General features: G+C 65.4%; 21 protein-coding genes. 12 read left to right on the plus strand and 9 right to left on the minus strand.

All coding sequences use genetic code 11. The annotated features are described in order from the left end of the window. Window positions 1–310 precede the first annotated feature (310 nt). Window positions 311–1,552 (plus strand): dipeptidase, encoded by a 1,242-nt coding sequence (locus tag ACVOMF_RS09475; RefSeq protein ID WP_481509059.1) that lies wholly within the window; start codon window positions 311–313, stop codon window positions 1,550–1,552. Window positions 1,553–1,866: 314 nt separating this feature from the next. On the opposite strand, the gene ACVOMF_RS09480 is transcribed toward ACVOMF_RS09475, so the two are convergent. The 3 genes from ACVOMF_RS09480 to ACVOMF_RS09490 all read right to left on the minus strand — a co-directional run bounded on the left by ACVOMF_RS09480 (window position 1,867) and on the right by ACVOMF_RS09490 (window position 4,720). Further along, window positions 1,867–3,303, minus strand: a complete 1,437-nt coding sequence (locus tag ACVOMF_RS09480) for an amino acid permease (protein WP_481509060.1) — start codon at window positions 3,301–3,303, stop codon at window positions 1,867–1,869. Between the two features lie 226 nt (window positions 3,304–3,529). Further along, a complete protein-coding gene (leuE, locus tag ACVOMF_RS09485; protein ID WP_481509061.1) occupies window positions 3,530–4,156 on the minus strand; it encodes a leucine efflux protein LeuE in 627 nt (208 codons plus the stop codon). 18 nt (window positions 4,157–4,174) lie between these two features. Next, window positions 4,175–4,720, minus strand: coding sequence for a nucleoside 2-deoxyribosyltransferase domain-containing protein (locus tag ACVOMF_RS09490; RefSeq protein ID WP_481509062.1), 546 nt, complete (start codon window positions 4,718–4,720; stop codon window positions 4,175–4,177). Between the two features lie 120 nt (window positions 4,721–4,840). Between ACVOMF_RS09490 and ACVOMF_RS09495 the strand changes: the two genes are divergently transcribed. Next, a complete protein-coding gene (locus ACVOMF_RS09495; RefSeq protein WP_481509063.1) occupies window positions 4,841–6,379 on the plus strand; it encodes a DNA recombination protein RmuC in 1,539 nt (512 codons plus the stop codon). A gap of 439 nt (window positions 6,380–6,818) precedes the next feature. Further along, window positions 6,819–7,364 (plus strand): glutathione peroxidase, encoded by a 546-nt coding sequence (locus ACVOMF_RS09500; RefSeq protein WP_481509064.1) that lies wholly within the window; start codon window positions 6,819–6,821, stop codon window positions 7,362–7,364. Between the two features lie 181 nt (window positions 7,365–7,545). Here ACVOMF_RS09500 and ACVOMF_RS09505 read toward each other — a convergent pair whose 3' ends face one another. From ACVOMF_RS09505 to ACVOMF_RS09530, 6 genes are all read right to left on the minus strand, one after another. Then, the gene (locus ACVOMF_RS09505) at window positions 7,546–8,535 is read right to left on the minus strand and encodes an MlaA family lipoprotein (protein WP_481509065.1); all 990 of its coding nucleotides are present in this window, start codon (window positions 8,533–8,535) and stop codon (window positions 7,546–7,548) included. A 1-nt stretch (window position 8,536) separates the two neighbouring features. Then, entirely contained in the window at window positions 8,537–8,866 is a 330-nt protein-coding gene (locus ACVOMF_RS09510; RefSeq protein WP_481509066.1) for an STAS domain-containing protein, read from the minus strand. Beyond that, entirely contained in the window at window positions 8,835–9,506 is a 672-nt protein-coding gene (locus ACVOMF_RS09515) for an MlaC/ttg2D family ABC transporter substrate-binding protein (RefSeq protein WP_282267700.1), read from the minus strand. The genes ACVOMF_RS09510 and ACVOMF_RS09515 overlap by 32 nt, the downstream gene beginning before the upstream one ends. Beyond that, window positions 9,503–10,027 (minus strand): outer membrane lipid asymmetry maintenance protein MlaD, encoded by a 525-nt coding sequence (mlaD, locus tag ACVOMF_RS09520; protein WP_481509067.1) that lies wholly within the window; start codon window positions 10,025–10,027, stop codon window positions 9,503–9,505. The genes ACVOMF_RS09515 and mlaD overlap by 4 nt, the downstream gene beginning before the upstream one ends. A 109-nt stretch (window positions 10,028–10,136) precedes the next feature. Then, window positions 10,137–10,886 (minus strand): MlaE family lipid ABC transporter permease subunit, encoded by a 750-nt coding sequence (locus ACVOMF_RS09525; RefSeq protein ID WP_282267696.1) that lies wholly within the window; start codon window positions 10,884–10,886, stop codon window positions 10,137–10,139. Between the two features lie 187 nt (window positions 10,887–11,073). Then, on the minus strand, window positions 11,074–11,871 hold the full coding sequence (locus ACVOMF_RS09530; protein ID WP_481509068.1) for an ABC transporter ATP-binding protein: 798 nt from the start codon (window positions 11,869–11,871) through the stop codon (window positions 11,074–11,076). Between the two features lie 225 nt (window positions 11,872–12,096). On the opposite strand from ACVOMF_RS09530, the gene recC reads away from it, so the two are divergent. The 9 genes from recC to ACVOMF_RS09575 all read left to right on the plus strand — a co-directional run bounded on the left by recC (window position 12,097) and on the right by ACVOMF_RS09575 (window position 26,465). After that, a complete protein-coding gene (gene recC / locus ACVOMF_RS09535) occupies window positions 12,097–15,459 on the plus strand; it encodes an exodeoxyribonuclease V subunit gamma (RefSeq protein ID WP_481509069.1) in 3,363 nt (1,120 codons plus the stop codon). Beyond that, entirely contained in the window at window positions 15,456–19,082 is a 3,627-nt protein-coding gene (locus ACVOMF_RS09540) for a UvrD-helicase domain-containing protein (RefSeq protein ID WP_481509070.1), read from the plus strand. The genes recC and ACVOMF_RS09540 overlap by 4 nt, the downstream gene beginning before the upstream one ends. Further along, the gene (gene recD, locus ACVOMF_RS09545) at window positions 19,079–21,013 is read left to right on the plus strand and encodes an exodeoxyribonuclease V subunit alpha (protein WP_481509071.1); all 1,935 of its coding nucleotides are present in this window, start codon (window positions 19,079–19,081) and stop codon (window positions 21,011–21,013) included. The genes ACVOMF_RS09540 and recD overlap by 4 nt, the downstream gene beginning before the upstream one ends. Before the next feature lie 274 nt (window positions 21,014–21,287). Further along, entirely contained in the window at window positions 21,288–21,821 is a 534-nt protein-coding gene (locus tag ACVOMF_RS09550; protein WP_481509072.1) for a DUF3828 domain-containing protein, read from the plus strand. 178 nt (window positions 21,822–21,999) lie between these two features. Further along, a complete protein-coding gene (locus tag ACVOMF_RS09555) occupies window positions 22,000–22,242 on the plus strand; it encodes a helix-turn-helix domain-containing protein (RefSeq protein WP_481509073.1) in 243 nt (80 codons plus the stop codon). After that, the gene (locus ACVOMF_RS09560; protein ID WP_481509074.1) at window positions 22,242–23,513 is read left to right on the plus strand and encodes a HipA domain-containing protein; all 1,272 of its coding nucleotides are present in this window, start codon (window positions 22,242–22,244) and stop codon (window positions 23,511–23,513) included. The genes ACVOMF_RS09555 and ACVOMF_RS09560 overlap by 1 nt, the downstream gene beginning before the upstream one ends. Before the next feature lie 160 nt (window positions 23,514–23,673). After that, on the plus strand, window positions 23,674–24,273 hold the full coding sequence (gene folE, locus ACVOMF_RS09565) for a GTP cyclohydrolase I FolE (protein WP_303748099.1): 600 nt from the start codon (window positions 23,674–23,676) through the stop codon (window positions 24,271–24,273). Window positions 24,274–24,295: 22 nt separating this feature from the next. Continuing rightward, entirely contained in the window at window positions 24,296–25,765 is a 1,470-nt protein-coding gene (locus tag ACVOMF_RS09570; RefSeq protein WP_481509075.1) for a DUF3375 domain-containing protein, read from the plus strand. Beyond that, entirely contained in the window at window positions 25,752–26,465 is a 714-nt protein-coding gene (locus ACVOMF_RS09575; protein WP_481509076.1) for a DUF4194 domain-containing protein, read from the plus strand. The genes ACVOMF_RS09570 and ACVOMF_RS09575 overlap by 14 nt, the downstream gene beginning before the upstream one ends. Window positions 26,466–26,606: the final 141 nt, after the last annotated feature.

A 26,606-nucleotide genomic window follows, 5' to 3' on the forward strand; every position in this document is an offset into this window, starting at 1 on the left:
CGTTAGCCAGAGCCGTATCCAGAGCCAGTGCGGAAGCGGATGCCGAAGACAGATTCAGAGCCATAGCCAGAGCCGAAGCCAGACACATAGCAATAGCTCGAGATAGAGCTGCCCTCACCCCACCCCCTCTCCCGTGACCGGGTGTGGGGCCAACGCGGTAGTGCCGAGCCATGCTCGGCAGTGGCTTTCCCGGTAAAGCTCCAGCCGAGCATGGCTCGGCTCTACAAAGACCTGCTCCATGCCGTCCGTCACTGGCCGACAACGGCACAGCGGCGCTAAGGTCTGGCCTTTCCCTTCACGGTGAGGCCTCATGACGCTGCGTCCCCTGTCCCTGCTGGTATCCCTGTCGTTGTGCGTTCCACTGGCGGCTTCGGCGGTGGAATTCAGCCAGGCCGAGCTGAGCAAGGCCAGCGCCTTGCAGCACAAGCTGCTGACCCTGGATTCGCATCTGGATACGCCGGCCAATTTCGGCCGCGCCGACTTCAACATCATGCAGCGTCACGACCACAACGCCTTGTCGCAGGTGGACTACCCACGCATGGTCGAAGGCGCGCTGGATGGTGGCTTCTTTGCCATCTACACCGACCAGGGCGACCGCAGCCCGGCCGCGCATATCGCCGAGCGTGACCATGGCCTGCAGCGCATGCAGGAAATCCACGAAATGCTGGCGGCCAACCCGGACAAGTTCCAGTTGGCATTGACTGCTGACGATGCCGCAAGGATCAAGGCCGCCGGCAAACGCGTGGTCTATATCAGCATGGAGAACGGCAGCCCGCTGGTCGCCGATCCCACCTTGCTGAGCTACTACTACAAGGCCGGTTTGCGGCTGATGTCGACGGTGCATTTCGCCAACAACGAATTTGCCGACTCGGCCACCGATCCCAAGGGTGCGGAGTGGAAGGGTCTGAGCCCGGCCGGCAAGGCGCTGGTCAACGAGGCGGTGAAGCTGGGCATCGTGATCGACCAGTCGCATGCCTCCGATGCGGTGTTCGACAACCTGATCGAGATAATGCCGGTGCCCTTCATCCTTTCGCACAGCTCGGCCAAGGCGGTGTTCAACCACCCGCGTAATCTGGACGACGCGCGCCTGCGCCAGCTGGCGGCCAAAGGCGGCGTGATCCAGGCCAATGCCTACGGCGGTTATCTGGTTGACGAAACCAAGAGCGCCGAGCGCAAGCAGGCCGAAGAGGAACTGGAAAAGCGCCTAGGCGGCTGGGAAAACATGACCATGGCCAAGGGTGTGGAACTGCGCAAGGCAATGGCCGAGCTCGACCAGAAGTACCCGCGGCGCAAGGCCACGCTGGATGATTTCTTCCAGCACTTCGGTCACATGCTCGATGTGGTCGGCCCGGACCACGTCGGCATCGGCATGGATTGGGACGGCGGCGGCGGCGTGACCGGAATGGAAGATGCGGCCGACCTGCCCAAGATCACCGCCTGGATGCAGCGCCGTGGTTTGACCGATGCACAGATCGGCAACATCTGGAGCGGCAACGTGCTGCGGGTGATGCGCCAGGCGCAGGACTACGCGGCGGCGCAGAAGAAGTCTTGATCGCGCGCTGTTGAATGCGTGGAATGACGAAGCGGGCTCAGGCCCGCTTTGTTTTTATCCACATGTTGTTGGGGATAAGTGGGTTGTCCACAGGTGGAGTTGAGGCTTGAGGCTTTAGAGCTTTGAAGCAAAGGCACCCCTCCCCAACCCTCCCCTGCGCTACGCGCAAGGGAGGGGGCAGAGCGGCTCCCTCCCTTTGCCATAGGCAAGGGGAGGGTTGGGGAGGGGTGCTCTTCGAGCAGAACCGACAAACCCCAAGAAAACAAAAAGCGGGCCGAAGCCCGCTTTTTGCCTTATCCACAACAACCTGTGGATTACTTGCCACGCCCCAGCACCGCATTGCGGCGGCTGTACAAGGCATAGACCAGCAAACCAAACACGTTCCACGCCAGGAACCACAACTGGGTACGCATCGGCAGGCTGATGAACAGGTAGATGCAGCCGCCGATCGCCAGCGGCCCGACCACCCACGCCAGCGGCGTGCGGAAGGTACGCGGCCGGTTGGGCTCGCGCTTGCGCAGCACCAGCAGGCACAGGCCTACCGCGGTGAATGCTGCCAAGGTGCCGGCATTGGCCAGCGCGGCGATTTCATCCAGGCGTGCCACACCGGCCAGCGCAGCCACCAGCACCGCGGTGAACAGGGTGATGACCACCGGCGTACCGGTGCGCTGGTTGACCTTGGACAGGCCACGCGGCAGCAGGCCGTCACGCGACATCACGAAGAAGATGCGGCTCTGGCCATAGAAGAACGCCAGCAGCACGGTCGGCAGCGCGATGATGGCGACGATGCCGATCACCAGCGCGGCGGTGCCATGGCCGAGTTCGCGCATGATCAGGGCCAGCGGCTCGGCGCTCTTGCCGAACACCGTGTAGCTCATCGCACCGACCGCGGCCAAAGCTACCAACAGGTAGATGATGGTGCAGCCGACCATCGAACCGATGATGCCGATCGACAGATCACGCTTGGGGTTCTTGGTTTCCTCGGCCGCGGTGGAAATCGCATCGAAGCCATAGAAGGCGAAGAAGATGATCGCCGCTGCCGCCATCACCCCGCGCTCGACGCCATCGGCGCTGATCGACTTGGGGAAGCCATACGGCATGAACGGCTGCAGGTTGGCGCTGTCGAAGGCCGGCAGCGCAACCGCGACGAACACCGCCAGCGCGATCAGCTTGAACACCACCAGCACGGCGTTGAGGGTGGCGCTCTCCTTGGTACCGACCATCAGCATGCCGGCGACCAGGAAGGTGATGACGATGGCCGGCACGTTGAGGAAACCGCCTTCCACATGCGGGCCGGCGGCCAGGGCCTGCGGCAAGGCCACGTTCCAGCCGAACGAGGTGTGCAGCCATTCCAGGAAGCCGACGAAGTAGCCGGACCAGCCGACTGCCACCGTGCTGACCACCAGCGAGTACTCCAGGATCAGGCTCCAGCCAACCACCCAGGCGATGGTCTCGCCCAATGCGCTGTAGCTGTAGGTATAGGCGCTGCCTGCGGCCGGCATCATCGTCGACAGCTCGGCATAGGCCAGTGCCGCACAGGCGCAGATCGCGCCTGCGATGATGAAGGACAGCAGCACCGCAGGGCCGGCCTTGTCCGCACCCACGCCGATCAGCGTGTAGATGCCGGTGCCGACGATGGCGCCGATGCCAAGCGCGACCAGATGGGGCCAGCTCAGCGTTGGAATAAGCCGGCGGCCTTCTTCGTGTTCGGTGAGTTGGTCGATGGGCTTGCGCCGGAGCCAGGATTGCATGCGGACCTCACGGTTCGTGGTGGTTCGGGGAAGCGGCCGAGTTTGGCGTAACGCAGTGCAGCAAAGCCAGAAAAACCCGCTATTTGGCGCGCTTTTACCGCGAATGGATGTCAATGTGCCGAATTTGGCATAAAAACCATCGACCCAGGATGGGCTACGGCCTCGCCAATCGAGCTTACGCCGCTGTGGTGGCCTGCTGGCGGTCAGCCGCGACTCTTAAGGAACATCACTCAGCGATGCCAAGACGCAGCCCGAACACCACCAGACACACGCCAACCCCGCGGCGCAGCCACACACCAACGCGTGGATAGCCGGCCAGGCGGCGGGCGATGAACTGGCCGCCGAAGATCAGCACCGAGCACCAGCCGATGCTGAGGATGGCGATCAGCACCGCCATCGTCGTCAGGGTCAGCGCACCGCGCTGCCGGACCGGATCGATGAACAGCGGGAAGAAGGCCATGTAGAACAGGATCGCCTTTGGATTCAGCACGCCGACCAGCAAGGCCTGGCGGAACCAGCGTCGTCCGTGCTGTACCGGCGCAGCCTCGCCTGCGGCTGCCGTCGGTTCACGCAGCAGGTTGATGCCGACCCAGATCAGGTAGGCCGCGCCGACGTAGCGCAGCGCGGCGAACAGCACCGGATGGGCCTGCAGCAGCGCCGCCACACCGGTGGCGGCGATGGCGATCAGGATCTGGTCGCCCAGCATCAGCCCGGCCAGGGTGGCGTAACCGGCACGCACGCCGCCGCGCGCGGTGGCGGTGAGCAGGGTGAAGGTGCCAGGGCCAGGCAACATCAGGAACAGGATCACGGCCACCACGAAGGTGCCCAGGTCGTTGATACCCATCCACGGCATGGTGGTTCTCCGTGGGGATCAGCGCGCGCGCTGCGTGGCGACGCGCTGCTTCACCGCATCGATCAACGCTTGCAGGTCATCAAAACGCGGCACGCCGTAGCGGTCGCCGGTGATGTCCAGGTTGCCCTTGCGCCAATAACCCGCGGGTGCCGCCACCAGCAGCTTGCCCGAGCGCGCATACAGGCCGAATTCGAGCAGGGTGATCGGGCTCTGGGTGCCGGGGGCGAAGTACATCAGCACGATGTCGGCCTGTTCCAGTGCGGCCAGCTCCCATTCCACCTGGCGGCGGAACTCGGGTTCATCCGCCTCGGCACGCCAGGCCGGGTTCCAGTCGGCGCGGCGGGGATTAAGCATCAGTACGCCCTGGTCGGCCAGCGCGGCCTGCACCTGCTGTTGCCAATCGCCCGCCTTGCCCATCTCGATGCTGCCAGCCAGGAACACCTTGGGCCGCACGTCATTGGCGGGCAAGGCGTGGGGCGAGGTGATGGTCTGCGAGTCGCTGGCCAGGGCGGCCATAGGCAGCAGGCACAACAGGCTCGACAACAGCAGGGAGGGCAACTTCATGGTGGGGCTACGGCGGGTGGGGGTGCACATGATCGCAGATAGGCGCCGATGGCTGTTTTCGCCAGCGGTCGGCTGGTTGCAGGATCAGCTTCTGAGACAGGCAGGGCTACACTTCTCCCCATGCAAACTGAAACCCTGATCCTTGGCGGCCTGCTGGTCGTCGTCCTCGTGCTGCAGCTGCTGCTGTTGCTGCGCCGTAATGACAACACCGCGCTGGAAAGCACCTTGCGCGAAGAGCAGCGCAGCGGCCGCGGCGAACTGCGCGAACAGCTGGAAACCATGGCGCGGCAGCAGGACATCCGCATCGATGGCTTCGGCCGCAACCTCACTGACCTGTCCACACGCACGGACCAGCGCCTGGACCTGCTGCGTGACAGCCTCAACGACGACGCCCGCAAGGGCCGCGAGGAGACCGCCAATGCGCAGCAATTGCTTGCACAGTTGTTGGGTACACGCCTGCAGGACGTGCGCGGCCAGCTCGACGTATTCGGCCAGCAGCAGGAAGCGCGCATGGAAGCCTTCGCCCGCCAGCTGGCCGGCCTGCAGCAAAGCCTGGTCGAGGAAACCCGCAAGGGCCGCGAGGAAGGCGCGCAGGTACAGCTGCGTTTCGGTGAGACGTTGAACCAGAAGCTGGGCGAACTGACCCAGCGCAACGAGCAGCGCATCACCGAGATGCGGCAGACCCTGGAAGCGCGCTTGAAGGACCTGCAGGGCGACAACGCCGCCAAGCTCGAACTGATGCGCCAGACCGTCGACGAGAAGCTGCAGAGCACGCTCAATACGCGCCTGGATTCCTCGTTCAAGCTGGTCTCCGAACGACTGGAGCAGGTGCAGCGCGGACTCGGTGAAATGCAGCAGCTGGCGACCGGTGTTGGCGATCTCAAGCGCGTGCTGAGCAACGTCAAGAACCGCGGCGGCTGGGGTGAAGTGCAGCTGGACAACATCCTCGAGCAGACCCTGACCGCCGAGCAGTACGCCCGCGGGGTGAAGCTGCGCGCCGACAGCGGCGAGATGGTCGACTTCGCCGTGCGTCTGCCGGGACGTGGCGGTGCCGATACACCGGTCTGGCTGCCGATCGATTCCAAGTTCCCGCGCGAAGACTACGAACGCCTGCTCGACGCACAGGAAGCCGGCGATGCGGAGGCGGTGCGCAACAGCGGCAACCAGCTGGAGCGCGCGATCCGCATCCAGGCCAAGTCGATCAGCGAGAAGTACATCGTGCCGCCGCACAGCACCGACTTCGCGGTGATGTTCCTGCCGACCGAAGGCCTGTATGCCGAGGTGATCCGCCGCGCCGGTCTGGTGGACGCTTTGCAGCGCGAACACCGCGTGGTGATCGCTGGCCCGACCACGGTGACTGCCTTGTTGAACAGCCTGCAGATGGGCTTCCGTACCTTGGCCATCGAGCAGCGCTCGTCGGAAGTGTGGAGCCTGCTGGGCGCGGTCAAGAGCGAGTTCGGCAAGTTCGCCGGCATCCTCGAAAAGGCCGAGAAGCAGATCAACACCGTCGGCAAGAGCCTGGGCGACGCCAGCCGCAAGACCCGCACCATCGAGCGCAAGCTGCGCGGTGTGGAATCGCTGTCCAGCGACGCCTCGCAGGCAATGCTGGGTACAGACGATGACGCCGACGAAGCAGAAGACGAAAGCCCGACAGCGTAGCGTCGAGCCATGCTTCAGCCCCCTCCCTTTGCCATAGGCAAGGGGAGGGTTGGGGAGGGGTTGGCTCTTCGCATGTGTAGTGCCGAGCCATGCTCGGCAGAGGCTTTACCGGTAATGCTTCAAAAACTGCCCTCACCCCAACCCCCCGCTCCGCGCCCCGGCCCTTGCGCTGGCGCAAGGGCGTTCGATGGGCAGCGAACCGGTGGTTCGCAAGCTGCCCCTCTCACCCCGTGAACGGGAGAGGGGCTGAAGCGGTAGTGCCGAGCCATGCTCGGCAAGAGGCTCCATCGGTAACGCCCCAGCCGAGCATGGCGCGGCACTACCAATACCCAGCCAGCCGAGCATGGCTCGGCACTACAGTGTTGCAACACTACGGTCGTGTCAGCGCCACCCGCGCCGTTTATGCTTGCGCTCTCCCAATCCCACAGCAGGCAACCGCATGACCGCTTCCGTATACGACACCGCGCTGACCACCATCGACGGTGCCCCGACTTCGCTGGCCGACTACCGCGGCAAGGTACTGCTGCTGGTCAACACCGCTTCCAAGTGCGGCCTCACCCCGCAGTACGAAGGCCTGGAAAAGCTCTACCGCGAAAAGAACGACGCCGGCCTGGAAGTTCTGGGCTTCCCGGCCAACAACTTCAACGGCCAGGAGCCGGGCAGCGAAGACGAGATCAAGCAGTTCTGCGCGCTCACCTATGACATCAGCTTCCCGATGTTCTCCAAGATCAGCGTCGCCGGTGCCGATATCCACCCGCTGTACCAGCAGCTGACCGCTGCGCAGCCGGTCGCCATCGGCGAAGGCCCGATGCGCGAGAAGCTGGTCGGTTTCGGCATCGAGGCCAACCCGGCCCCGGCCGTGCTGTGGAACTTCGAGAAGTTCCTGGTAGGCAAGGATGGCACCGTGGTTGCCCGCTTCGCCCCGGACACCAGCGCCGACGATGCCGCCCTGCGCAGCGCGATCGACGCGGCGCTGGCTGCGTAAACCAGCCACTGTTGTGGTGTGGGAGCGGCGTAAGCCGCGAAGCTGGGATTGCCAGGCGTCAGGGTTTAGCCGCGCTCCGCGGCTTCCTCAGCTTCGCGGTTGACACCGCTCCCACAAAAGAAAATGCAGAAAAAAAAAGCCCGGGGAAACCCGGGCTTTTTTTAATCAGCAGCAACCAGGATCAGTCGCCCCAGTTCGGCATCGGCATTGCATCGACCGGGATCGTGGTCTGGTCGTCATCGCCATGCTTGCGGTCGCGGCGCAGATCCTTTTCGATCTGGTAGTTGCGGCGCTGCAGCCAGGCATCACGGGTCAGTGCGTACTCGTCCACTGCGGTGTCACGCAGCGAATCGACCGCCATCAGCTGCGCACGCATATCCACCAGCTGCAGGCCCTGCAGGCCAATACGGACCTTGTCCATTTCGATCTGGCGCATCGGCGACAACGGGATGTCACCGGCCAGGCCGAACACATCACGCACGGTACGCGGGCCGAAGAACGGCAGCTCCACGTAACGTGAACGACGCCAACCCCATGCACCCAGGGTCTGACCGAAGTCTTCGCTGCGCTTGGGCACCATCGCCTTGCTGGCCGGATCGAACAGACCACCAATACCGAAGGTGGAGTTCATCAGGAACCGGCCCAGCGTGTCCCAGGCATCGTCGGCATGGCCCTGCAGCAGCTGGTTGACCACGGTCAGCGGCGAGCGCAGGTTGCTGAAGAAGTTGCTGACACCGGTACGTGCGAACTGCGGTACGACGTTGGTGTACGCAGTAGCCAACGGACGCGCCACAGTACGGTCGACCGCGTTGTTGAAGCGGTGCACGCCGCGGTTGTACTTCTCCCACGGATCGTAGGTCACGCTGGCAGCAGCCTCACCGGCTTCACCCTCAGCGCTTGGCGCCGGGCCGCCATACAGCGCAGCGAAGTCATCTTCGGCACCGGTCGGTGTGGTGTCATCGCTGGCGGTTGCGGTGCTCTGTGCGCTGTTGGCAGTGGCCGTGCTTGCAGCGTTCTGCGCCGGCACAGCGGTGGCTGTGTCGACGGATTGTTCAGCAGCTTGCGGTGCAACCACGGTGGATGCCGGCAGCGCATCGCGCGTGGGCTTGCCCGCACAGGCGGCCAGCAGAGCCACACTGAGCAGGAGGAGGAGGGTGCGGAAAAGTTTCATGTCAGCTTCCTGCTGATGAGGCATTGAAATCGAGGGACGGTGACAGCCGGTAGGCTGCGCACAATTCGTCCAGACCAGCCGGGCTGCCGCTGACGTTGCCGCCGCCGTGCGCCCGCAGACGCGCAGCCAGTTCACCCAGCAACGCCAAGCCGGCACTGTCGATGCCATCAACCGCGCCCAGGTCGAGCTGACGTACAGGCGCAAGCGCCCGCGTCAGCTGCGGCCACAGTGCAACCACCGCTTCGCGGTTGATCACGCCTGCCAGCAGCAGGGTGTCGCCCTCGGTGCGGAAGGTGGCGTTACTTGCCACGGGGAGCGGCCGGGCCCGCATTGGCCTGCATGCTGCCGCTACGCAGTTCGGTGGCGACCTGCTTGATCGACTTCTGCCGCAGCGGCGCGTCGAACTGGTTCTTGAAGGTCTGCACGTAGGAGATGCCTTCGATCATCACGTCGAAGATCTTCCACTGGCCGTCGACATTGCGCATCAGGTATTCGACCGGGGTCGGCTCGCTGCCTGCACGTACCAGCTCGGTGGAGACCTTGACGCCGCGGTTGCCCGGCAGCGGCTGCTCGCTCTTGTAGCGGAAGCTGGGCTTGCCCTGGATATCGAGCAGGGCCGAGCCGTAACGCGACATCAGGTTGTCGGCCATGGCATCGGCGAACAGCTTGACGTCGGCATCGGCGGCGCCGCGGCCATGCACGCCCAGCACCAGGCGGGCAGCGTAGTCGCGGTCGAAGGCGCGGCTCAGCTCGCCATCGATGTAGCTGCGCAGGGTCGCCGGGTTGGCGCGGAATTCAGCGCGACGGGTCTGCAGCGAATTGATGATGCGGGTGCTGGAATCCAGCACGGTGCGGGCGGCGGCCGAGGGCTGCGCGGCGGTGGCGGCCGGGCGTGCCTGCGCCAGCGTGACCGACGGTGCGGCGGCCAGCAGGGCAGAGGCGAGCACGACGGTGAGAAGTTTCACTTTCATGGTTGCGGTTCCGTAGCGGGCGCGTCTGCGCCGGGGGTTTCCTTGGCAGCGGCGCCGGTGTTGCCGCCGCCGCTGAACATGTATTTGCCAACCAACTGCAGCAGGTCTACCGCCGGCTGGGTGAAGACGATTTCATCACCGGATTTCAATACGTCCGGATCACCACCGGGCTGCAGGCCGATATAGCTTTCGCCCAACAGACCGCTGGTGAAGATGCCGGCCGAGGTGTCGGCGGGCAGGTCCTTGAACTTGCTGTCCAGCGACAGGGTCACGATGGAATCGTATTTAATCGGGTCCAGCTGAATGTCAGCTACTTGGCCGATGGTCACACCGCCAACCTTCACTGGCGCCTGCTTGCGCAGCTGTCCGATCTGGCTGAAACGGGCCTTCAGTTCGTAGCCGCCACCGCCGGTGCCGAAGCGCTGGTTGGTGGAGGCGACAGCCAGCACCAGCAGCGAGGCCAGGGCCAGCAGCAGGAAGGCGCCGACGGAAAATTCGAGTCTGGGTCCACGGATGGCCATGTTGTGTCTCACTCCTGATCCATCTGGTGCTTCGCAAAGCGAAGCGGGTTGTTCGATTCTTTGTTTGGTCCCCGCACACGGATGTGCAGGCTCGGGCGAGGGACTCGCATCATTGGAACAGCAGCGCCGACAGCACGAAGTTGAACATCAGCACCAGCAACGAGGCGTTCACCACCGCGCGGGTGGTGGCCACCGAGGTGCCTTCGATGGTCGGCTCGGCATGGAAGCCGACATACGCCGCTACCAATGCCGCGGTACCGCCGAAGATCGCCGACTTGAGCAGGGCCACGGCGAAGTCGTCCCAGAAATCAACACTGCCGCGCAGGCCCGACCAGAAGGTGCCGTTGTCCTGGCCCAACACATGCACGGCCTCGAAATAGCCGCCGGCAATCGCCAGCGAGCAGAAGATGCCGGTCAACAGCGGCACGGTCAGCACGGCTGCCCAGAAACGCGGTGCGACCGCCTTGGCGATCGGGTCGATGGCCATCAGCTCCAGCGCCTTGATCTGGTCGGTGGCACGCATCAGGCCGAGCTCGGCGGCGATCGAGCTGCCGGCGCGGCCGATGAACAGCAGCGCGGTCAGCACCGGTGCCAGCTCGCGGTACAGCGACAGGCCGAGCAGGGTGGACAGCGCATCGGAGGCACCAAAGGTGGTCAGCGTGCGGTAACCCTGCAGGGTCAGCACCAGGCCAACGAAGGCGCCGCCAACGGCGATGATCGGCAGCGAACGCGCACCGATCTTGTAGATCTCGCGGGTCAGTTCGGCCAGGAAGTCACGCGTCGGCAGCGAGCCACGCAGCACCGTCAGCGAGAACAGCCCGGCGCGGCCCAGCGAGCGGATGGAGGAGGTGAAGGGCATCAGGAAACGGCTCCCAGAGCGCGACGGCTGCAGGGCAGTTCTCCCTTCTCCCGCAAGCGGGAGAAGGTGCCCGAAGGGCGGATGAGGGCAGCTTTTGCTCTACGTGCTTTAAAAGCGCCCTCACCCCAGCCCTCTCCCGCCGTGCGGGAGAGGGAGCAGGAATCAAGCATCGCGTTGATCTTCAGCATCACGCGTTCTCCAACCCGTAATTACGCGTCGGCGCATCAAACGGGATCGGGCCGTCCGGTTCGCCGTGCAGGAACTGCCGCACCAGCGGGTCGCTGCTGGCCTGCAGTTCGTCCGGTGTGCCGGAGAACACGATGCCGCCATTGGCGATCACCACGGCCTGGTCGCTGATCGGCAGGGTTTCATGCACATGGTGGCTGACGATGATGCTGGTCAGGCCGAGGCTGTCGTTCAAACGCTGGATCAGGCTCATGATCACGCCCGAGGCGATCGGGTCCAGCCCGGTCAGCGGCTCGTCGTAGATCATCAACGGCGGGTCCAGGGCCAATGCACGGGCCAGCGCCACGCGACGCGCCATGCCGCCGGAGAGCTCGCGCGGCCAGGCATCGGCAGCGGCCAGCAGGCCAACCGCATGCAGCTTCATCTGCACCAGGCGGCGCAGCACCGGCTCGGGCAGCTTGGTATGCGCACGCAGCGGCAGCGCCACGTTGTCGGCCACGCTCAGGTCGGTCAGCAGGCCGTTGCCCTGCAGCAGCACGCCGACGTTCTTGCGCATCTCCAGCAGGTCACGGTTGCCGTGTGGAATATCCTGACCAAACAGCTGCACGGTGCCGGATACCGGCCGCAACTCGCCGGTCAGCGCCGCCAACATGGTCGACTTGCCGCTGCCCGAAGGACCGAGCACCGCGGTGATGCTGCCGCGCGGTACCTGCAGCGAAACATCGCGCAGGATGGTGCGTCCGCCGCGATCGATTCGCACGTTGGACAACTGCACCAAGGGAGTCCGGGCTGAGGGCATGACGGCCTTTAACGGAAAACCAACGTTCTAGGATTGCCAGCAGCGCCTGAACATAAGCGTACTGGACCGTGCAGTATTGTCTCATTGTCAGCGCACAGTGCCATGCACAGCTTGGGGCGTTGGCAGCAACACAGTGTGCAGGGGATGGGAGAGTCAGGCGGTCCGGATTGTGCGCAATGCATTCATGTCTCGCCCCCTGCGATGCTGCTGCGGCAAGATGGTGTGATGAGCAACGCCCCCGATTTCCGCCTGTACCACTCCAATGCCCTGGACGTGCTGGCCCAGTTGCTGGCCCACGCACTGCGCGAGCCGGCGCCCGGCCAGTCCTTGCTGGCCGCCGATATCGTGCTGATCCCGCAGGTGGCGATGCGCCGCTGGCTGCAGTCGACCCTGGCCGCCGAGTACGGCGTCTCCGCCAATCTGGAATTCCTGACTCCCGGCGAGTTTGTCGCCAAGGCGCTGAAGGCCAATGTGCCCGGCGAGCGCGATGACCTTGGTGCTACCGGCCTGCACTGGCGTTTGTATGGGGCGTTGACCGACGGCAGCTTGATGCAGAAACCGGCGATGGCCGGGCTGCGCACCTACCTTGATCGCAACGATCCGCTGCGCCCGTGGGCGTTGGCAGCCGAGCTCGGCGGAGTGTTCGAGAAGTACCAGGCCTGGCGCCGCGACTGGCTGCTGCGCTGGGAGGACGGCGCCGAACCGGACGACCCGCAGGCCATCCTGTGGCGGCATATCGCCGGCGGGCAGAACTACCGCGCACGTCGCATCAACGATTACCTGGCCCGCTTTGAAGGCGAACACCAGCCCTTGCCGCAAGATCTGCCGCAGCGGCTGTTCGCCTTTGCCACGCTCAACGTCTCGCCGGACGTGTTGCGGGTGATCGCCACCCAGGCGCGGGTCGGCACGCTGCACTTCTATATGCCGACGCCAACGCGTTCCTATTGGGGCGACCTGCAGACGCTGAAGGAAAAGCTGCGCAGCGGCCTGGCCGAGCCATTCGGCACCGAGGCCGGCGAAAATCCCTTGCTGCAGGCCTGGGGCGAAGCCGGCCGCGACTTCATGGCGGTGCTGGGCGACTACGAAGTGGTGCACCCCAGCGGCGAAATCGCTGCCTATGTCGATCCGGAAAGCATTGCCGTGCCCGGTCTGGATGACGGCGGGCTCGGCGACAGCCTGCTGCACCGCCTGCAGGCCGACCTGTTCCACCGCCGCGCGCTGCCCTCGCCACCGTTGCGCGTCGCGCTGCGGGTGGACGACCCCAGCATCCAGATCCACGCCTGCCACACCCGCCTGCGCGAGATGCAGGTGCTGCACGACCAACTGCGCGCGCTGCTGGAAGACCCGCGCTTCGACCCGCCACTGCAGCCGCGCGAGATCGCGGTGCTGGCACCGGATATCGATCCCTACGTGCCCTACCTGGAATCGGTGTTTGGCGGCCGTGGCGGCAACGATGCGCATATTCCGTGGGCGCTGGCCGATGCCAGTCCGCTGCAGGGTGAGCCGCTGGCCGAGGTGTTCGTGCAGTTGCTGGGCCTGCCGGTATCGCGCTTCGGCCTCAATGAAATCCTCGACCTGCTGGCCAGCGCACCGTTGGCGTCGGCCTCGGGTCTGGATGCGGCTGCATTCGAACGCCTGCACGGCTGGCTGCAGGCGTCGGGCGCGCGCTGGGGCCTGGATGCAGGCCATCGCAAGCAGCATCAGGCGCCGGCCGACGACGCCTACACCTGGCAGTTCGCGCTGGACCGGCTGCTGCTAGGCCATGCCAGCGGCAGTGATGAGGAAATCGCAGGCGTCGCGCCGTGGCCGGAACTGGAAGGCGGCGGCTTGGCTGCACTGGATGCGCTGATCCGCCTGTTGCGTGTTCTTGCTCGCCATCAGAAGACCCTGGCCGAAGCGTTGACGCCAAAGCAATGGCGTGAGCGCCTGCTCGGCTTGCTGCTGGCGTTGTTGCCGGAAACCCCGACCGAACCGTCCGCGGTTCGCGCGCTGGACCGTCTGCGCAAACTGGTCAACGAGTTCGCCGAAGAAGCCACCAGCGCCGGTTTCGACGCGCCGGTACCGGCTGAAGTCGTGCGTGCGCACTTCGCCTCGGTGCTGTCCGAAGCCGATACCCGCGCGCCGCTGCTGACCGGCGGCATCAGCTTCGGCCGCATGGTGCCGATGCGCTTGCTGCCATTCCGTGTGATCTGCGTGTTGGGCTTGAACGACGGTGATTTCCCGCGCCGTGACCCGGCCGCCGGCCTCAGTCGACTCACTGCCGAGTTGGGCACCGAGCGTCGCCGCTATGGCGACCGCTCGCTGCGCGAGGACGACCGCTTCCTGTTCCTGCAGCTGTTCGCTTCGGCCCAGGACGTGTTCTACCTGAGCTATCTCGGCGCCGATGCCCGCGATGGCAGCGTGCGCGAGCCATCGGTGCTGGTCAGCGAGCTGGTCAACGCGGCGTCGGCGTATCACCTGGACAGCGCTGCCGCGCGCAAGCAGCTGGTGGTGCGGCATCCGTTGCAGCCGTTCGCACCGGCGGCGTTTGGCGGTGATGGCGAGCCGCGCCGTTTCAGCTACCGGCGCCAGTGGCATCCGGCCGCCAGCGCGGTTGGCGGCAGCCGGCAGCGCTTGGCGCCGTGGTTCGATGGTCCGCTGAACGCACCGCTGCCCACCGCGCTCTATGACGACAGTCTGTCGCTGGATGCCCTACGGCGTTTCATCAGTGACCCGGCCGGGCAGTTCCTGAATCAGCGCCTGGGCCTGCGCCTGGCCGGTGACATCGACGACAGCGAAGACATCGAGCCGCTGTTGGTACCCAGTGGTGGCCGCCTGCATTCGTCCTTGCAGCAGCACGTGCTCAGCGCCCTGCTGGAGGGCCGCGAAGCCGGTCTGTACCAGCGCCTGCGTGCCCGCGCTTTATTGCCTTCCGGTGCGCTTGGGCGGCAGCAGTTTGAACGCATGTTGAGCCGTATCCGGCCCTGCGCGGAAACGTTTTCGCAGTGGTACGACGGCCAGCCGCTGGGCTCGCAACGCTACGAAGTTCAGCTTGATGGTGTGCGCCTGCATGGGCGTGTCGATCAAATTCATCCACAGGGCCTGATTCGCCTGCAGGCGGGTGCGCCGGGGGTGGCTTATGTGTTGCGCGGCGGCCTGGATTGGCTGCTGGTGAACGCTGCCGGTGTGCCGTCATCGATGCTGCAGTTCCATGACAACGGGCAGGCTGGCCATGGCCCGCATCGGCATCCCGAGCTCTCCGCAGAGACTGCGCAGGAAGCCCTGAAAGCCTTGCTGCGTCTACGTTCCGAAGGAATGCAAGCACCGCTTCTATTCGCCCCATACACCGGTTGGGAGATCTACAACGCCGATGAGGACAAGCGCGAAAACGCGGCGCAGGCGCGCTGGTTCGGCAGCGAACACAGCTGGGGCGAGCGCAACGGCGAAGCCCTGCAATTGGCCTTGCGCGGCACCGATCCGTTCGCATCGCCAAGCACTACTCACAGATTTATCCACAACGCCTTGTTGATATTTACCGCGCTGCGCGAGGGCCGCGTCTTGCCCGATTTCGACGCTGGAAACGATGTCACGAACGGAGCCGGCGCATGAGCACCGAAGCGCTGCAGCAGGACCCGTACCTGCACCTGCCGTTGGACGGCCTGCGCCTGATCGAGGCCAGCGCCGGCACCGGCAAGACCTTCACCCTGGCCACGCTGTTCACCCGGCTGGTGGTGGAGCAGGGCCTGCGCATGGGCCAGATCCTCGCGGTGACCTTCACCGACGCGGCGACCCAGGAACTGCGCAAGCGCATCCGCGAACGCCTGGAGCTGGCTGCACGCGTGGTCGACAGCACGCCGGACGACAACGACAGTCCTGAAACCACGCTCACCCGCGCCATCCTGCAGCGCCACCTGCAGCAGGGCAGCGAGAGCGCCGCACAACTGGGCCGACGCCTGCGCATTGCCGCTGAAGAAACCGATCTCGCCTCGATCTTCACCATCCACGGCTTCTGTACCCGCGTTCTTGGCGAATACGCCCTGGAAAGCGGCCACACCTTCGCCGCGCCCGAGCTGCTGGCCAATACCCGCGAACTGCACGCCGAACTGGCTGCCGACCTGTGGCGGCTGCATGCAGGGCAGGGCGAGCATCTGGAAGCGCTGCTCGGCCTGTGGAAAAGTCCGGACGCACTGGCCCGGGACCTGCCTGCGTTGGCTGCCGAGCTGCCACTTTATCCACAGCCACCGCAGACCCTGATCGAAGACACGCGCCCGTTCCGCGACGGTGCTGCACAACGTTTGGCCGCCGGCATCGTCGAGCATGGCGACACCTATCTGCAGCAGCTGCGTGGCGCGGTGGAAGGCGGCATCCTCAACAAGTCCAGCTACAAGTCCGACTGGATCGAGCCGCTGTTCCAGCAACTGCTGCAGTGGAGCCGCCACCCCGATCCGACTGCCGAACTGGACGAACGTCTGGAGCGACTGACGCTGGACGTGCTCACTGCCAAGACCAACAAGGCCAAGGCCGGCAGCACCCCGCAATCGCCGCTGCAGCCGCTGATCGCCGACTACCTGCATGCACTGGCACAGGTGACGCAATGGCAGCGCCAGCAGTCGATCGTGTTGTTGCACCAGTTGCGCAACGAAGTTCGCCAGCGTTTGGCCCAGCTCAAACAGCTGCGCCGCCAGCAGACCTACGACGACCTGATCGACAACGTCGCCAATGCCTTGCACGGACCGCACGGCGCGCATCTGGCCGAACGCCTGCGCGCGCAGTACCGCTTCGCCCTGGTCGACGAATTCCAGGACACCGACCCGCGCCAGTGGGACATCTTCCGCCGTGTGTTCGCCGCCGATGATGGTGATGCTGCGCTGTTCCTGATCGGTGATCCCAAGCAGGCCATCTACGGTTTCCGTGGTGGCGATGTGCATACCTACCTCCAGGCCAAGTCATTGGCCGAAGCCGCGCCGGCGTTGGACCGCAACTTCCGCTCACGGCCCGGCGTGTTGCGTGCGATCCAGGCGCTGTACGACAACGCCGGCCTCGAAGCCTTCCTCGATGAGCGCATCCAGTTCGAGCCGGTACTGCCCGGTAGCAAGCGCAGCGATGCCGACTATCTGTTGGACGGCAAGCCGGCACCAGCACTGACCCTGCAGCTGATCGCAGGCGACGCCGACGGCAAGCCGCTCAAGGCCGATGCCTCGCGCGATGCCGCCACCGCCGCCTGCGTGGCAGATATCCACAAGGTGCTCAGTGCTGCCCGCGAAGAACGCGCGCTGGTTGATGGCAAGCCGGTGCAGCCGGGCGATATCGCCGTGCTGGTGCGTTCGCACAAGGAAGCTTCACGCGTGCAGCAGGCCCTGGCCGCGCTCGGCATCCCTGCGGTAGCTGCAGGCAAGCAGAGCCTGTTCGCCAGCGCCGAGGCGCACGAGCTGCGCCTGCTGCTGCTGGCCCTGCTGCAACCGGCCGACGAAGGCCGGCTGCGCGCTGCGCTGGCGACGGTGCTGCTGGGTGAAAGCGCAGCCGCCATCGCCGCGATGGAACACGAAGGTGAACAACAGCGCCTGCACCAGGAGCGCCTGCTGCAATGGCGTGAGCGCTGGCAGCGCGGCGGCGTGCTCGCCCTGCTGTCGGACCTGTGCGCCGAACAGGCCGAACGCCTGTTGCTGCTGATCGACGGTGAGCGCCGCCTCACCAACTACCTGCAGCTGGCCGAAGCCCTGCAGGAAGCCAGCAACCGCAGCATCGGCCTGCATGGACTGCTCGATTGGCTGCAGACGCAGATCGCCCACGCCGACGAAGGCGATGAAGCGCAGCTGCTGCGGCTGGAATCCGACGCCCGCCGCGTGCAGATCATCACCCTGCACAAGAGCAAGGGCCTGGAATACCCGCTGGTCTACCTGCCCTTCGTCGGCATCGCCACCAATGCGCCGGACAGCAGCAACCACCGCACCGTGCACGACGGCGAACAACGCGTGCTGCACTGGAAGATCGACAAGGAAGATCCCGACTGGAAGGCCGTGGGCCAGCAGGTCAACGCTGATGAGGACGCCGAAACCGCGCGTCTGCTGTACGTCGGCCTGACCCGCGCCGAGCATGCCTTGTGGATAAGTGGCGGTGCCTTGACTGGCCTGGCCACCTCGCGGCTCGGGCCGATGTTGCAGGGCTTGCCCGAACATGCCGACATCCAGGTGATCGAAGACGACAGTGGCCCGGCGCCTACGCGCCTGCCGCCAGAGCGCGAACAGGCCTTGCCGCCGGTGCGCGAGGTGCGCCGCAGCGTGCCGCACGACTGGTGGGTCTACAGCTTCACCCAGCTCGCCCATGCTGAAGGCGGTCATGACACGGCAGCGGCTGCCACCGAGGACAGCGGCGGCGCCGCCGACGAACCGGCGCAGGTTGAAGTCGATGCCGAGTCGCCTACCGAGGCCAGCGCCGTACAGCCGGAAGTGTTCGATCCGCGCTTCGCCGGCAGCCGCTTCGGTAACGTGCTGCATGCGGCGCTGGAGAATGTCGACTTCGGCGTCTGGTGCGATTGGCGACCTGGCGGACACGCACCCGAAGGGCAGGGCGAGATAATCGCCAAGGCGATGCGCGCCGATGGCTACATCGACGAAGAGATTGATGATGGCGTGGCCTTGCTGACCGAACTGATCGGCCAGACCCTGACTGTCGCCCTGCCCGAAGGCGGTGCCCTGCATTCGCTGGACGAAGGCGAGCGCCGCGCCGAAATCGAGTTCCACTTCGCCATGCAGCCGACCACGGTGCCAGCACTGCTGCGCGTGCTGCATGCACACGGGGTGGTACGCAGCCGCAACGGCTTTGGCCTGCGCCGCCAGCTGGAAGGGCTGATGACCGGCAAGATCGACCTTACCTACGTCCGCGACGGGCGTTGGTATGTGCTGGATTACAAATCCAACCGGCTGCCCGATTACGCCTCGGCGCAGCTGGATGCGGCCATGCGCCACAGCGAGTACGACCTGCAGGCGCTGATCTACACCGTGGCCCTGCATCGCTGGCTGCGCTTCCGCATTGGTGCTGGCTACGACTACGCGCGTGACTTCGGTGGCATCCGCTATTTGTTCTGTCGCGGACTGGATGCAACCCGTCCGCAGTCGCCGGGCCTGTACGCGCATAACTTCACGCCAGAGCTGGTGCATGCGGTGGACGAATTGTTTGCCGGTGGCCGTGAGGGTCACGCGGCCTTGTTGGCACGACTGGGAGGCGAGGCATGAGCCTGCTGGCCGCATTGAACAAAGCCGGCGCGCTGCGCGCGCTGGACCATGCCCTGGCGCAAAGCCTACGGCGCCTGGATGCGGAAACGCCGGACACGGTGCTGGCTGCGGCTGCCTTGGCATCGTTGGCTGTATCGCAGGGGCATGCGGGCTTTGATCCGACCCAGCCGCAGCGATTGGTGGATGCCGGTGTGGAATGGCCGGCTGCCGAGGAATGGATTGCGCAGTTGGAGGCGTCGAAGTGGATATCCACAGCTGTGGATAACAGCGTGGAGTCGCAGCAGGCGCCCTTGGTGTGGGAGAACGGGCTGCTGTATCTGCGCCGGTACCGCGAGTACGAGCGTCGCTTGGCGGCGGGTCTGCAGCGAATCGGGCAGGCGCCGGTTGCTGCTGGTGATGTGGCTGGATTGGCCGACGTGTTTACTCGCCTGTTTCCGGGGCAGGCAGCGCCGCAGGACCCACAGGCCTCAGCGCAGCCGGATCTTTTCCTTCTCCCGCCTGCGGGAGAAGGTGCCCGAAGGGCGGATGAGGGGAAGCTCTTGGACCACCAGGCAAGAGCAGCAGCCAGCGCCCTGCGCCACAACCTGCTGCTGGTCACCGGCGGCCCCGGCACCGGCAAGACCACCACCATCACCCGCCTGCTGGTGCTGCTGGCCGCACAGGCGCAGGCCACAAACCAACCGGCCCCACGCGTCGCCTTGGCCGCGCCAACCGGCCGCGCCGCCGAGCGCATGGCTGAAAGCCTGCGCCACGCGCTGCAGAAGCTCTCGGTGCAAGGCATCGACAGCGCTCTGTGCGAGCAACTGCCAAGCACCGGCACCACCTTGCATCGCCTGCTCGGCGTGATCCCGGATTCGCCGCGCTTCCGCCACCACGCCGACAACCCGTTGCCCCAAGACGTCATCGTGGTCGACGAAGCCTCGATGATCGACCTGCCATTGATGACCAAGCTAGTCGAAGCCATCGCCGCCGGCACCCGCCTGGTGCTGCTAGGCGACCCGGACCAGCTGCCCTCGGTGGAGGCGGGCGACGTGCTCAGCGCCATCCTGCGTGCTGCCGGCGATGGCCAGCGCACCACCGCAACGGACGCCGACGCGTTGCGCCCTCTGCTGGGCGAATTGCCGGCCGATGCGATCGAAACCAGACCTGCCGACTTCGCCGGTGCCCGCGTGCAGCTGCAGCGTGGCTACCGCCAGAGTGAAGCCCTGCAGTTGGCACCACTGGCCAGCGCCATGCGCGATGGCGACGCAGTGCAGACGCTGCAACTGCTGCGCGACGCTGAACTGACCGGCGTGCAGTTCCACGAAGGCGATATCGATCCACTGCAGGCCTGGCGCGAGCCGCTGCAGCAGTACTGGCAGGCGCTGGCCGATGCGCCCGCGCCGGCCGACGCGCTGGCCCTGGCCGGGCGCATGCGCCTGCTCACCGCCGTACGCGAAGGCCCGCAAGGCGCGCGCGGACTCAACGCCCGCATCGAAGAACTGCTGGCCGGCACACGTGGCCGCGCGCTGGGCCCGGGCTGGTTCCACGGCCGCCTGCTGATCATTGGCGAGAACAGCTACCGCCACCGCCTGTTCAACGGCGACGTTGGCATCTGCCTGCGTGATGGTGATGGCCGCAGCACCAGCGCCTGGTTCCCCGGCGATGATCCGGCCAACCCGCGTGCCTTCCACCCGGCGGCGCTGCCGCTGCACGAAAGCGCCTTCGCGATGACCGTGCACAAGGCACAGGGCTCGGAGTTCGACCAGGTCTGGCTGCAGCTGCCCCGCCGCGACAACCGCGTGCTCAGCCGCGAGCTGCTCTATACAGGCATCACCCGCGCCCGCAACGGCCTGCATCTGGCCGGCAGCGCCGAGGTCATCGAAGCCGCGCTGGCCCGCCATGCCAGCCGCTGGTCAGGGCTGGCGCAGCGGCTGTCTCCTTCTCTGTAAGCCGCAGGCAAATGAGGAGCGGCCAGTCCGCGCAGGAAGCACCCCTCCCCAACCCGTCCGGCCCGAAGGCGCAGCCTTCGGTCGTTCATCAGGCCGCGCGCCAATGGCGCGCAAGCAGGCCTTCTTCACCCCCTTGGCTGCGCCAAAGGGAGGGGGCAGAGCACTTGTCTCCCTCCCTTTCGCCGTAGGCGAAGGGGAGGGGTGCTTCAAAGCCTTTGCTTTCCCCAACAGTCCCGCCTAAAAAGACCCGACAAACGAACACGCAAGGACGCCCATGAAAACCTTGGCACCCACAGCACTGCTGCTCCTGGCCCTGACCGGCTGCAACAAGGAGGCACCTGCCACTGCCACACCCGAGCCTGCCCAGGCCACGGCCGGCACCAGCGCCCAAGACATCAGCAACGCCCGCAGCTTCCTCAGCCACATCTACGCCGGCTACCACCCGGATGCCGGACTGGACGCCATCCTGCCCGACGAGGAGGTCTACACGCCGGCCCTGATCGCCGCGATGCAGGCCAATAGCGACGCATACGCCGGCGAAGTCGGCTATCTGGACGGAGATCCGCTTTGTGACTGCCAGGACACCGCGCAGGACCTGCGCCAGCTCAGCTTCGATATCCAACCAGTGGCCGACAGCCAGCTGCGTGCCAGCACCCGGCTCGACGACCCGCAGCACCCCCTGCAGCTGCAGTTGACCCTGCAGCGCCAGGGCAGCAGCTGGCGGGTTGCCGACATCGCCAGCCCGCGTGCGCCGAGCCTTTTGCAGGCTCTGGGGCGCGATACCCAGGCTGCTATAGGCAGGAAATAAGGCCTGCTTTAGTTTTTGGACGCGGTTGATCCTTTTTCATTAATTTATAAAGTGCGCTTTAGATTTTGATGTTAGGGCGACCCGTAAGCGATATTTCTAACGTTTACGTTAGATTTCGCTTGAGCTATGCGTTTTTATAGAGCAATCTAAAGTGTGCGTTATATTTAAAGGGCCAGCCATGAAGGTGCAGATCGACCAAGCGTCAGACATCGGCCAGTACGTCCGCGCTGTACGCAAGGCGCAAGGCCTGCGTCAGGATGATCTGGCAGCAATGGCGGGCACCAGCCACGTGGTCCTGGGCAATGTGGAGCGGGGCAAGGACACCGTGCAGATTGGCCGTGTATTCGAATTGCTGCGGCAGCTGGGCATTCGTGTGCAGCTTGACCTGCCTGTGGACCTGCCGCCGCCGGAGCGTGGCTGATGGCGATCGAGGTCGAGCCGCGCCAGCTTGATGTGTGGCTGGAACAACGGCGCATCGGTGAGCTGTACGAGCAGGGCAACCTGTGGGCGTTGCACTACGATCCGGTCTGGCGTGACAACGGCTTTGACCTGTCGCCGGCCTTGCCGCGCGATGCGGGCGAGATCACGGACGGTGGCAGCCAGCGTCCCGTGCAGTGGTTCTTCGACAATCTGCTGCCGGAAGAGGGCGGGCGCCAGTTGGTCGCCGCCGATGCCGGCATCAATGCGGCCGACGCATTCGGCCTGCTGCAGCGTTTTGGTCCGGAGTCGGCAGGCGCATTGACCTTGTTGTCGCCCGGACAGCAGTTGCCGCCTCCCGAGTTGCGGCCCCTGCCCGATGCCGAGCTCTCGGCACGTATCCAGGCGCTGCCAAGGCAGCCGCTGTCGCATGGCGCGCCAAAGCGCATGTCGCTGGCCGGTGCGCAACACAAGTTGGCCGTGGTGTTGGAGCAAGGCCAGCTGTGGGAGCCGATCGGGCAGGCCGCTTCTACCCACATCCTCAAGCCAGACCACGAGCAGGTGGATGACTACCCGCACAGCGTGGTCAATGAATGGTTCTGCATGCGCCTGGCGGCCGCGTGTGGCTTGCCGGTACCGGAGGTGCAGGTGCGGCGGGTGCCGGAGCCGGTCTATCTGGTGCGTCGCTTCGACCGTGAGGGCGAGGGACTGCAGGTTCGACGCCGTTATGCGTTGGATGGGTGCCAGTTGCTCTCGCTGGACGCGGTGTTCAAGTATCAACAAGCCAACAGCACCGCCCTGCGGCAGCTGTTGGATATCACCCGAACACCGGCAGCTACACGCTTGGCACTGCTGCGCTGGCAGCTGTTCAACTTCTTTATTGGCAATGCCGACGCCCATCTGAAGAATCTCAGCTTCCTGTGGGGCGAGAAGGGCTGGGAGCTGGCGCCGCATTACGATCTGCTCAGCACTGCGGTCTATCGGGCGCCCGACTGGGGCACGGGAACGCTGGTCTTCCCGATGGGCAGTGCCACGCGCTTTGCCGATGTCACCAAGGCGGAGATCGGTGCTTTTGGCCAAAGCATCGGGGTTCCTGCAGCGCTGACCCTGCGGGAGCTGGAGCGTCTGGCCAAGGAGCTGTGGCGGGAAGCGCAGGCACTGCTGCAGGCCTATGAGCAGGGCATCTCCCAACAGGTAGATCCGGGCGAGGCGCGTCTGCTGCGGCAAATCGTGTACGGCCCCATCACCGACGCGCTTGCCTGGGCATCCAGATAGAGTCGTTCCTGGGCCGGCCGCGCTTGTTCATAAAATTCATCAAAAACAAAGCCTTATGAATTTCCTGGGGAGGGCGTACATCGCGATTAAGGGACTCTCCATCCCCACTTCACCCCCGGCTGGTAGCATGTCTACCCCGTAATCCAAGCGCAGTTCTGTAATGGCCGATCCCAAGAACCCGTCCGTCACCCAAGCCCAGGCCGAAGACGCCGTGCGCACCCTGCTGCGCTGGGCCGGTGAAGATCCCTCCCGCGAAGGCCTGCTCGACACCCCGCGGCGGGTAGCCGAGGCCTATGGCGACTGGTTCAAGGGCTATAACGACGACCCGCGCGAGTACCTGGCCCGTACCTTCGAAGAAGTGGCCGGTTACGACGAAATGATCGTGCTGCGTGACATCGAGTACGAAAGCCACTGCGAGCACCACATGGCGCCGATCATCGGCCGCGTCCATGTCGGCTACATCCCCAATGGCCGCGTGGTCGGCATCTCCAAGCTGGCGCGCGTGGTCGAGGCCTATGCGCGGCGCTTCCAGGTGCAGGAGAAGATGACCGCGCAGATCGCCGACGTCATCCAGGACGTGCTGCAGCCGATGGGCGTGGGCATCGTGGTGGAAGGCGCACACGAGTGCATGACCACCCGCGGCATCCACAAGCGTGGTGTCAGCATGGTCACCTCGCGCATGCGCGGCACCTTCCATGACGACGCGCGCACCCGCGCCGAGTTCCTGCGTTTCATCGAAGTCGGCCACGCCCGACGCTGAGCCCAGGGATCGCACGCGCTCGATGAAGTACCGCCAACGTATCGCCGGCTACCAGCGTCTGCGCGAGCAGCCGCTATGGAAACTGCTGGCCTCCGACCGTGCGCCGGTGCTGGTGGGCCTGTTGCAGGGCCTGCTGCTGGAAGCCGACCGTCGTATCCCCGGCTCCATCCTCGCCGAGCGCCTGCAGCAGCAGCTGGACACGCTCAATGGCGAGGAGCTCGAGGTCGAGTTGCCGCGTACCGCGCCGGCTTACATCGCCTACTGGCTGGCCCAGGGCTGGCTGGTGCGGCGCCTGCCTGAAGGCGCGAGCGAAGAGGAATACGAACTTTCACGGCACGCCGTGCAGGCGATCCGCTTCATCGCCGGCATCGAGCACAACGCCAGCCTGGCCACCGAAAGCCGCTTGGCCATGGTGATGCAGCAGATCTCGCAGCTGGCCCAGCAGACCGAGGCCGATCCGGAAGCACGCCTGGCCGCGCTGAAGGCCGAGCGTGACCGCATCGATGCCGAGATCGCGCAGGTGTCCACCGGCAAGGTCAGCGCGCTGGATGGCAAGCGCGCGCTGGAACGCACCCGCGACGTGATCCGCCTGGCCGATGACCTGGCCGAGGACTTCCGCCGCGTGCGCGATGACTTCGAACAACTCAACCGCCGTTTCCGCGAACGCATCATCGACGACGAAGGCGCACGCGGTGATGTGCTCGACCGCCTGTTCAACGGCGTCGATGTGATTGGTGAATCCGATGCCGGGCGCAGCTTCCAGGCGTTCTGGGACCTGCTCAATGATCCGCGCCGCAGTGGCGAACTCGACGCTGCGCTGGACACCGTGCTCAACCGTGGCTTCACCCGCAAGCTGGACCGCAACGAGCGCAATTTCCTGCGCAACTTCACCAGCACCCTGCTGGAGCGCGGCGGCCAGGTGCACGAGGTGATGCAGCATTTCGCCCGCAGCCTGCGTGGCTTCGTGCAGAGCCGTGGCTACCTGGAACAGCGCCGCCTCAACCAGCTGCTCAAGCAGGCGCAGGGCCAGGCCCTGCAACTGCGCGACGAAGTGCGGCCGACCGCGCCCACCGGCTTCGTGCTGCCGCTGTCCTCGGCGCGCGTGCGCTCGATCGGCCAGTGGCGCCTGCACGACCCGCGCACGCACCAGGTCGACACCTCCATCTATTACGCCGAGGCGGCCGAGATCACCCTCGACAGCGTTGGTGATCTGGTCGCGCAGTCGGAAATCGACGTGCGCACGCTGAAAGACAATCTCTTCATGCTGCTGGGTTCGCGCCCGCGCCTGAGCATCTCGCAGGTATTGCGCGAGCGGCCGGCGCGGCAGGGCCTTGGCAGCGTGATCGGCTATCTCTCCATCGGCACCCGCCATGGCAAGGTGATGACCGACCAACTCGAAACCGTGGAATGGACCGGTGGTGACGGCGTGGTGCGACGCGCCCGCGTGCCGCTGATCTGGTTCCTCAAGGAAAGACGCGATGAACTGGTCTGAGACCGAAACCGATAGCGAAGTCACCAGCGCGCCCGTCGCGCCGGCACCCACCTTGAGCGGTGGCGCCCTGTTCGTCGGCGACAGCGGCCGCCTGCCGGTCGATGCACGCCGCGCGCTGTGCCTGCTGCTGGCCGGCCCCAGCGTCGACGCCCAGCGCCAGCCGGCGCAATGGGCGGCACTGCTGCGCAATGAAGACGAAGTACGAAGCCTGCTGTGCGAGCTGTTCCTGGAGCTGGTGCTGGACCGTGATGGCGGCGTTGCCTTCACCCGCCAGTTCGATACCGCCGAACTCGATTCGCCCAACCTGCTGCGCGCTGCACCACTGACCTTCATCGAGTCGGTGCTGCTGCTGTTCCTGCGCCAGCAGCTGGCCGAGGCCGATACCCGCGGCGAACGCGCGGTGGTGGCCGAGTTCCAGCTGGTGGAAGCGATGAGCATCTACCAGAAGAATGTCTCCACCGACCAGGCTGGCTACGGCAAGCGGGTCACTGCTGCCATCGCCAAGATGCGCGAGAACCAGCTGCTGTCCAAGCTGCGCGGCAGCGAGGACCGCTACGAAGTGTCGCCGGCGCTGAAGCTGCTGTTCTCGGCCGAGGACGTGCAGGTGCTGGTCGAGGCTTACCGCCAGTTGCGCGACGGCGATGCCGTCGCTGATGCGGTTGCCGACGATGAAGACAACAACGGCGCTGCCGCCGAATGATGCCTGGCACCCACGCCACGCTGACCAGAATGACCACCGCCGCGCCTTGCGTGGCGGCTGAAGGATGAGCCGTATGGAAACCACGTCCCACACCCTGCTTCCCAATGCCGCGTTGTTCAACGACCCGGCCAGCGATGCCCG

It is taken from the genome of Stenotrophomonas sp. STEN022, from assembly GCF_056760155.1.

Excerpts from the sequence above, each read along its gene's own strand:
- ACVOMF_RS09475 (WP_481509059.1), top strand. The coding sequence starts at position 311 with ATGACGCTGCGTCCCCTGTCCCTGCTGGTATCCCTGTCGTTGTGCGTT.
- ACVOMF_RS09480 (WP_481509060.1), bottom strand. The coding sequence starts at position 3,303 with ATGCAATCCTGGCTCCGGCGCAAGCCCATCGACCAACTCACCGAACAC.
- leuE (WP_481509061.1), bottom strand. The coding sequence starts at position 4,156 with ATGCCGTGGATGGGTATCAACGACCTGGGCACCTTCGTGGTGGCCGTG.
- ACVOMF_RS09490 (WP_481509062.1), bottom strand. The coding sequence starts at position 4,720 with ATGAAGTTGCCCTCCCTGCTGTTGTCGAGCCTGTTGTGCCTGCTGCCT.
- ACVOMF_RS09495 (WP_481509063.1), top strand. The coding sequence starts at position 4,841 with ATGCAAACTGAAACCCTGATCCTTGGCGGCCTGCTGGTCGTCGTCCTC.
- ACVOMF_RS09500 (WP_481509064.1), top strand. The coding sequence starts at position 6,819 with ATGACCGCTTCCGTATACGACACCGCGCTGACCACCATCGACGGTGCC.
- ACVOMF_RS09505 (WP_481509065.1), bottom strand. The coding sequence starts at position 8,535 with ATGAAACTTTTCCGCACCCTCCTCCTCCTGCTCAGTGTGGCTCTGCTG.
- ACVOMF_RS09510 (WP_481509066.1), bottom strand. The coding sequence starts at position 8,866 with ATGCGGGCCCGGCCGCTCCCCGTGGCAAGTAACGCCACCTTCCGCACC.
- ACVOMF_RS09515 (WP_282267700.1), bottom strand. The coding sequence starts at position 9,506 with ATGAAAGTGAAACTTCTCACCGTCGTGCTCGCCTCTGCCCTGCTGGCC.
- mlaD (WP_481509067.1), bottom strand. The coding sequence starts at position 10,027 with ATGGCCATCCGTGGACCCAGACTCGAATTTTCCGTCGGCGCCTTCCTG.
- ACVOMF_RS09525 (WP_282267696.1), bottom strand. The coding sequence starts at position 10,886 with ATGCCCTTCACCTCCTCCATCCGCTCGCTGGGCCGCGCCGGGCTGTTC.
- ACVOMF_RS09530 (WP_481509068.1), bottom strand. The coding sequence starts at position 11,871 with ATGCCCTCAGCCCGGACTCCCTTGGTGCAGTTGTCCAACGTGCGAATC.
- recC (WP_481509069.1), top strand. The coding sequence starts at position 12,097 with ATGAGCAACGCCCCCGATTTCCGCCTGTACCACTCCAATGCCCTGGAC.
- ACVOMF_RS09540 (WP_481509070.1), top strand. The coding sequence starts at position 15,456 with ATGAGCACCGAAGCGCTGCAGCAGGACCCGTACCTGCACCTGCCGTTG.
- recD (WP_481509071.1), top strand. The coding sequence starts at position 19,079 with ATGAGCCTGCTGGCCGCATTGAACAAAGCCGGCGCGCTGCGCGCGCTG.
- ACVOMF_RS09550 (WP_481509072.1), top strand. The coding sequence starts at position 21,288 with ATGAAAACCTTGGCACCCACAGCACTGCTGCTCCTGGCCCTGACCGGC.
- ACVOMF_RS09555 (WP_481509073.1), top strand. The coding sequence starts at position 22,000 with ATGAAGGTGCAGATCGACCAAGCGTCAGACATCGGCCAGTACGTCCGC.
- ACVOMF_RS09560 (WP_481509074.1), top strand. The coding sequence starts at position 22,242 with ATGGCGATCGAGGTCGAGCCGCGCCAGCTTGATGTGTGGCTGGAACAA.
- folE (WP_303748099.1), top strand. The coding sequence starts at position 23,674 with ATGGCCGATCCCAAGAACCCGTCCGTCACCCAAGCCCAGGCCGAAGAC.
- ACVOMF_RS09570 (WP_481509075.1), top strand. The coding sequence starts at position 24,296 with ATGAAGTACCGCCAACGTATCGCCGGCTACCAGCGTCTGCGCGAGCAG.
- ACVOMF_RS09575 (WP_481509076.1), top strand. The coding sequence starts at position 25,752 with ATGAACTGGTCTGAGACCGAAACCGATAGCGAAGTCACCAGCGCGCCC.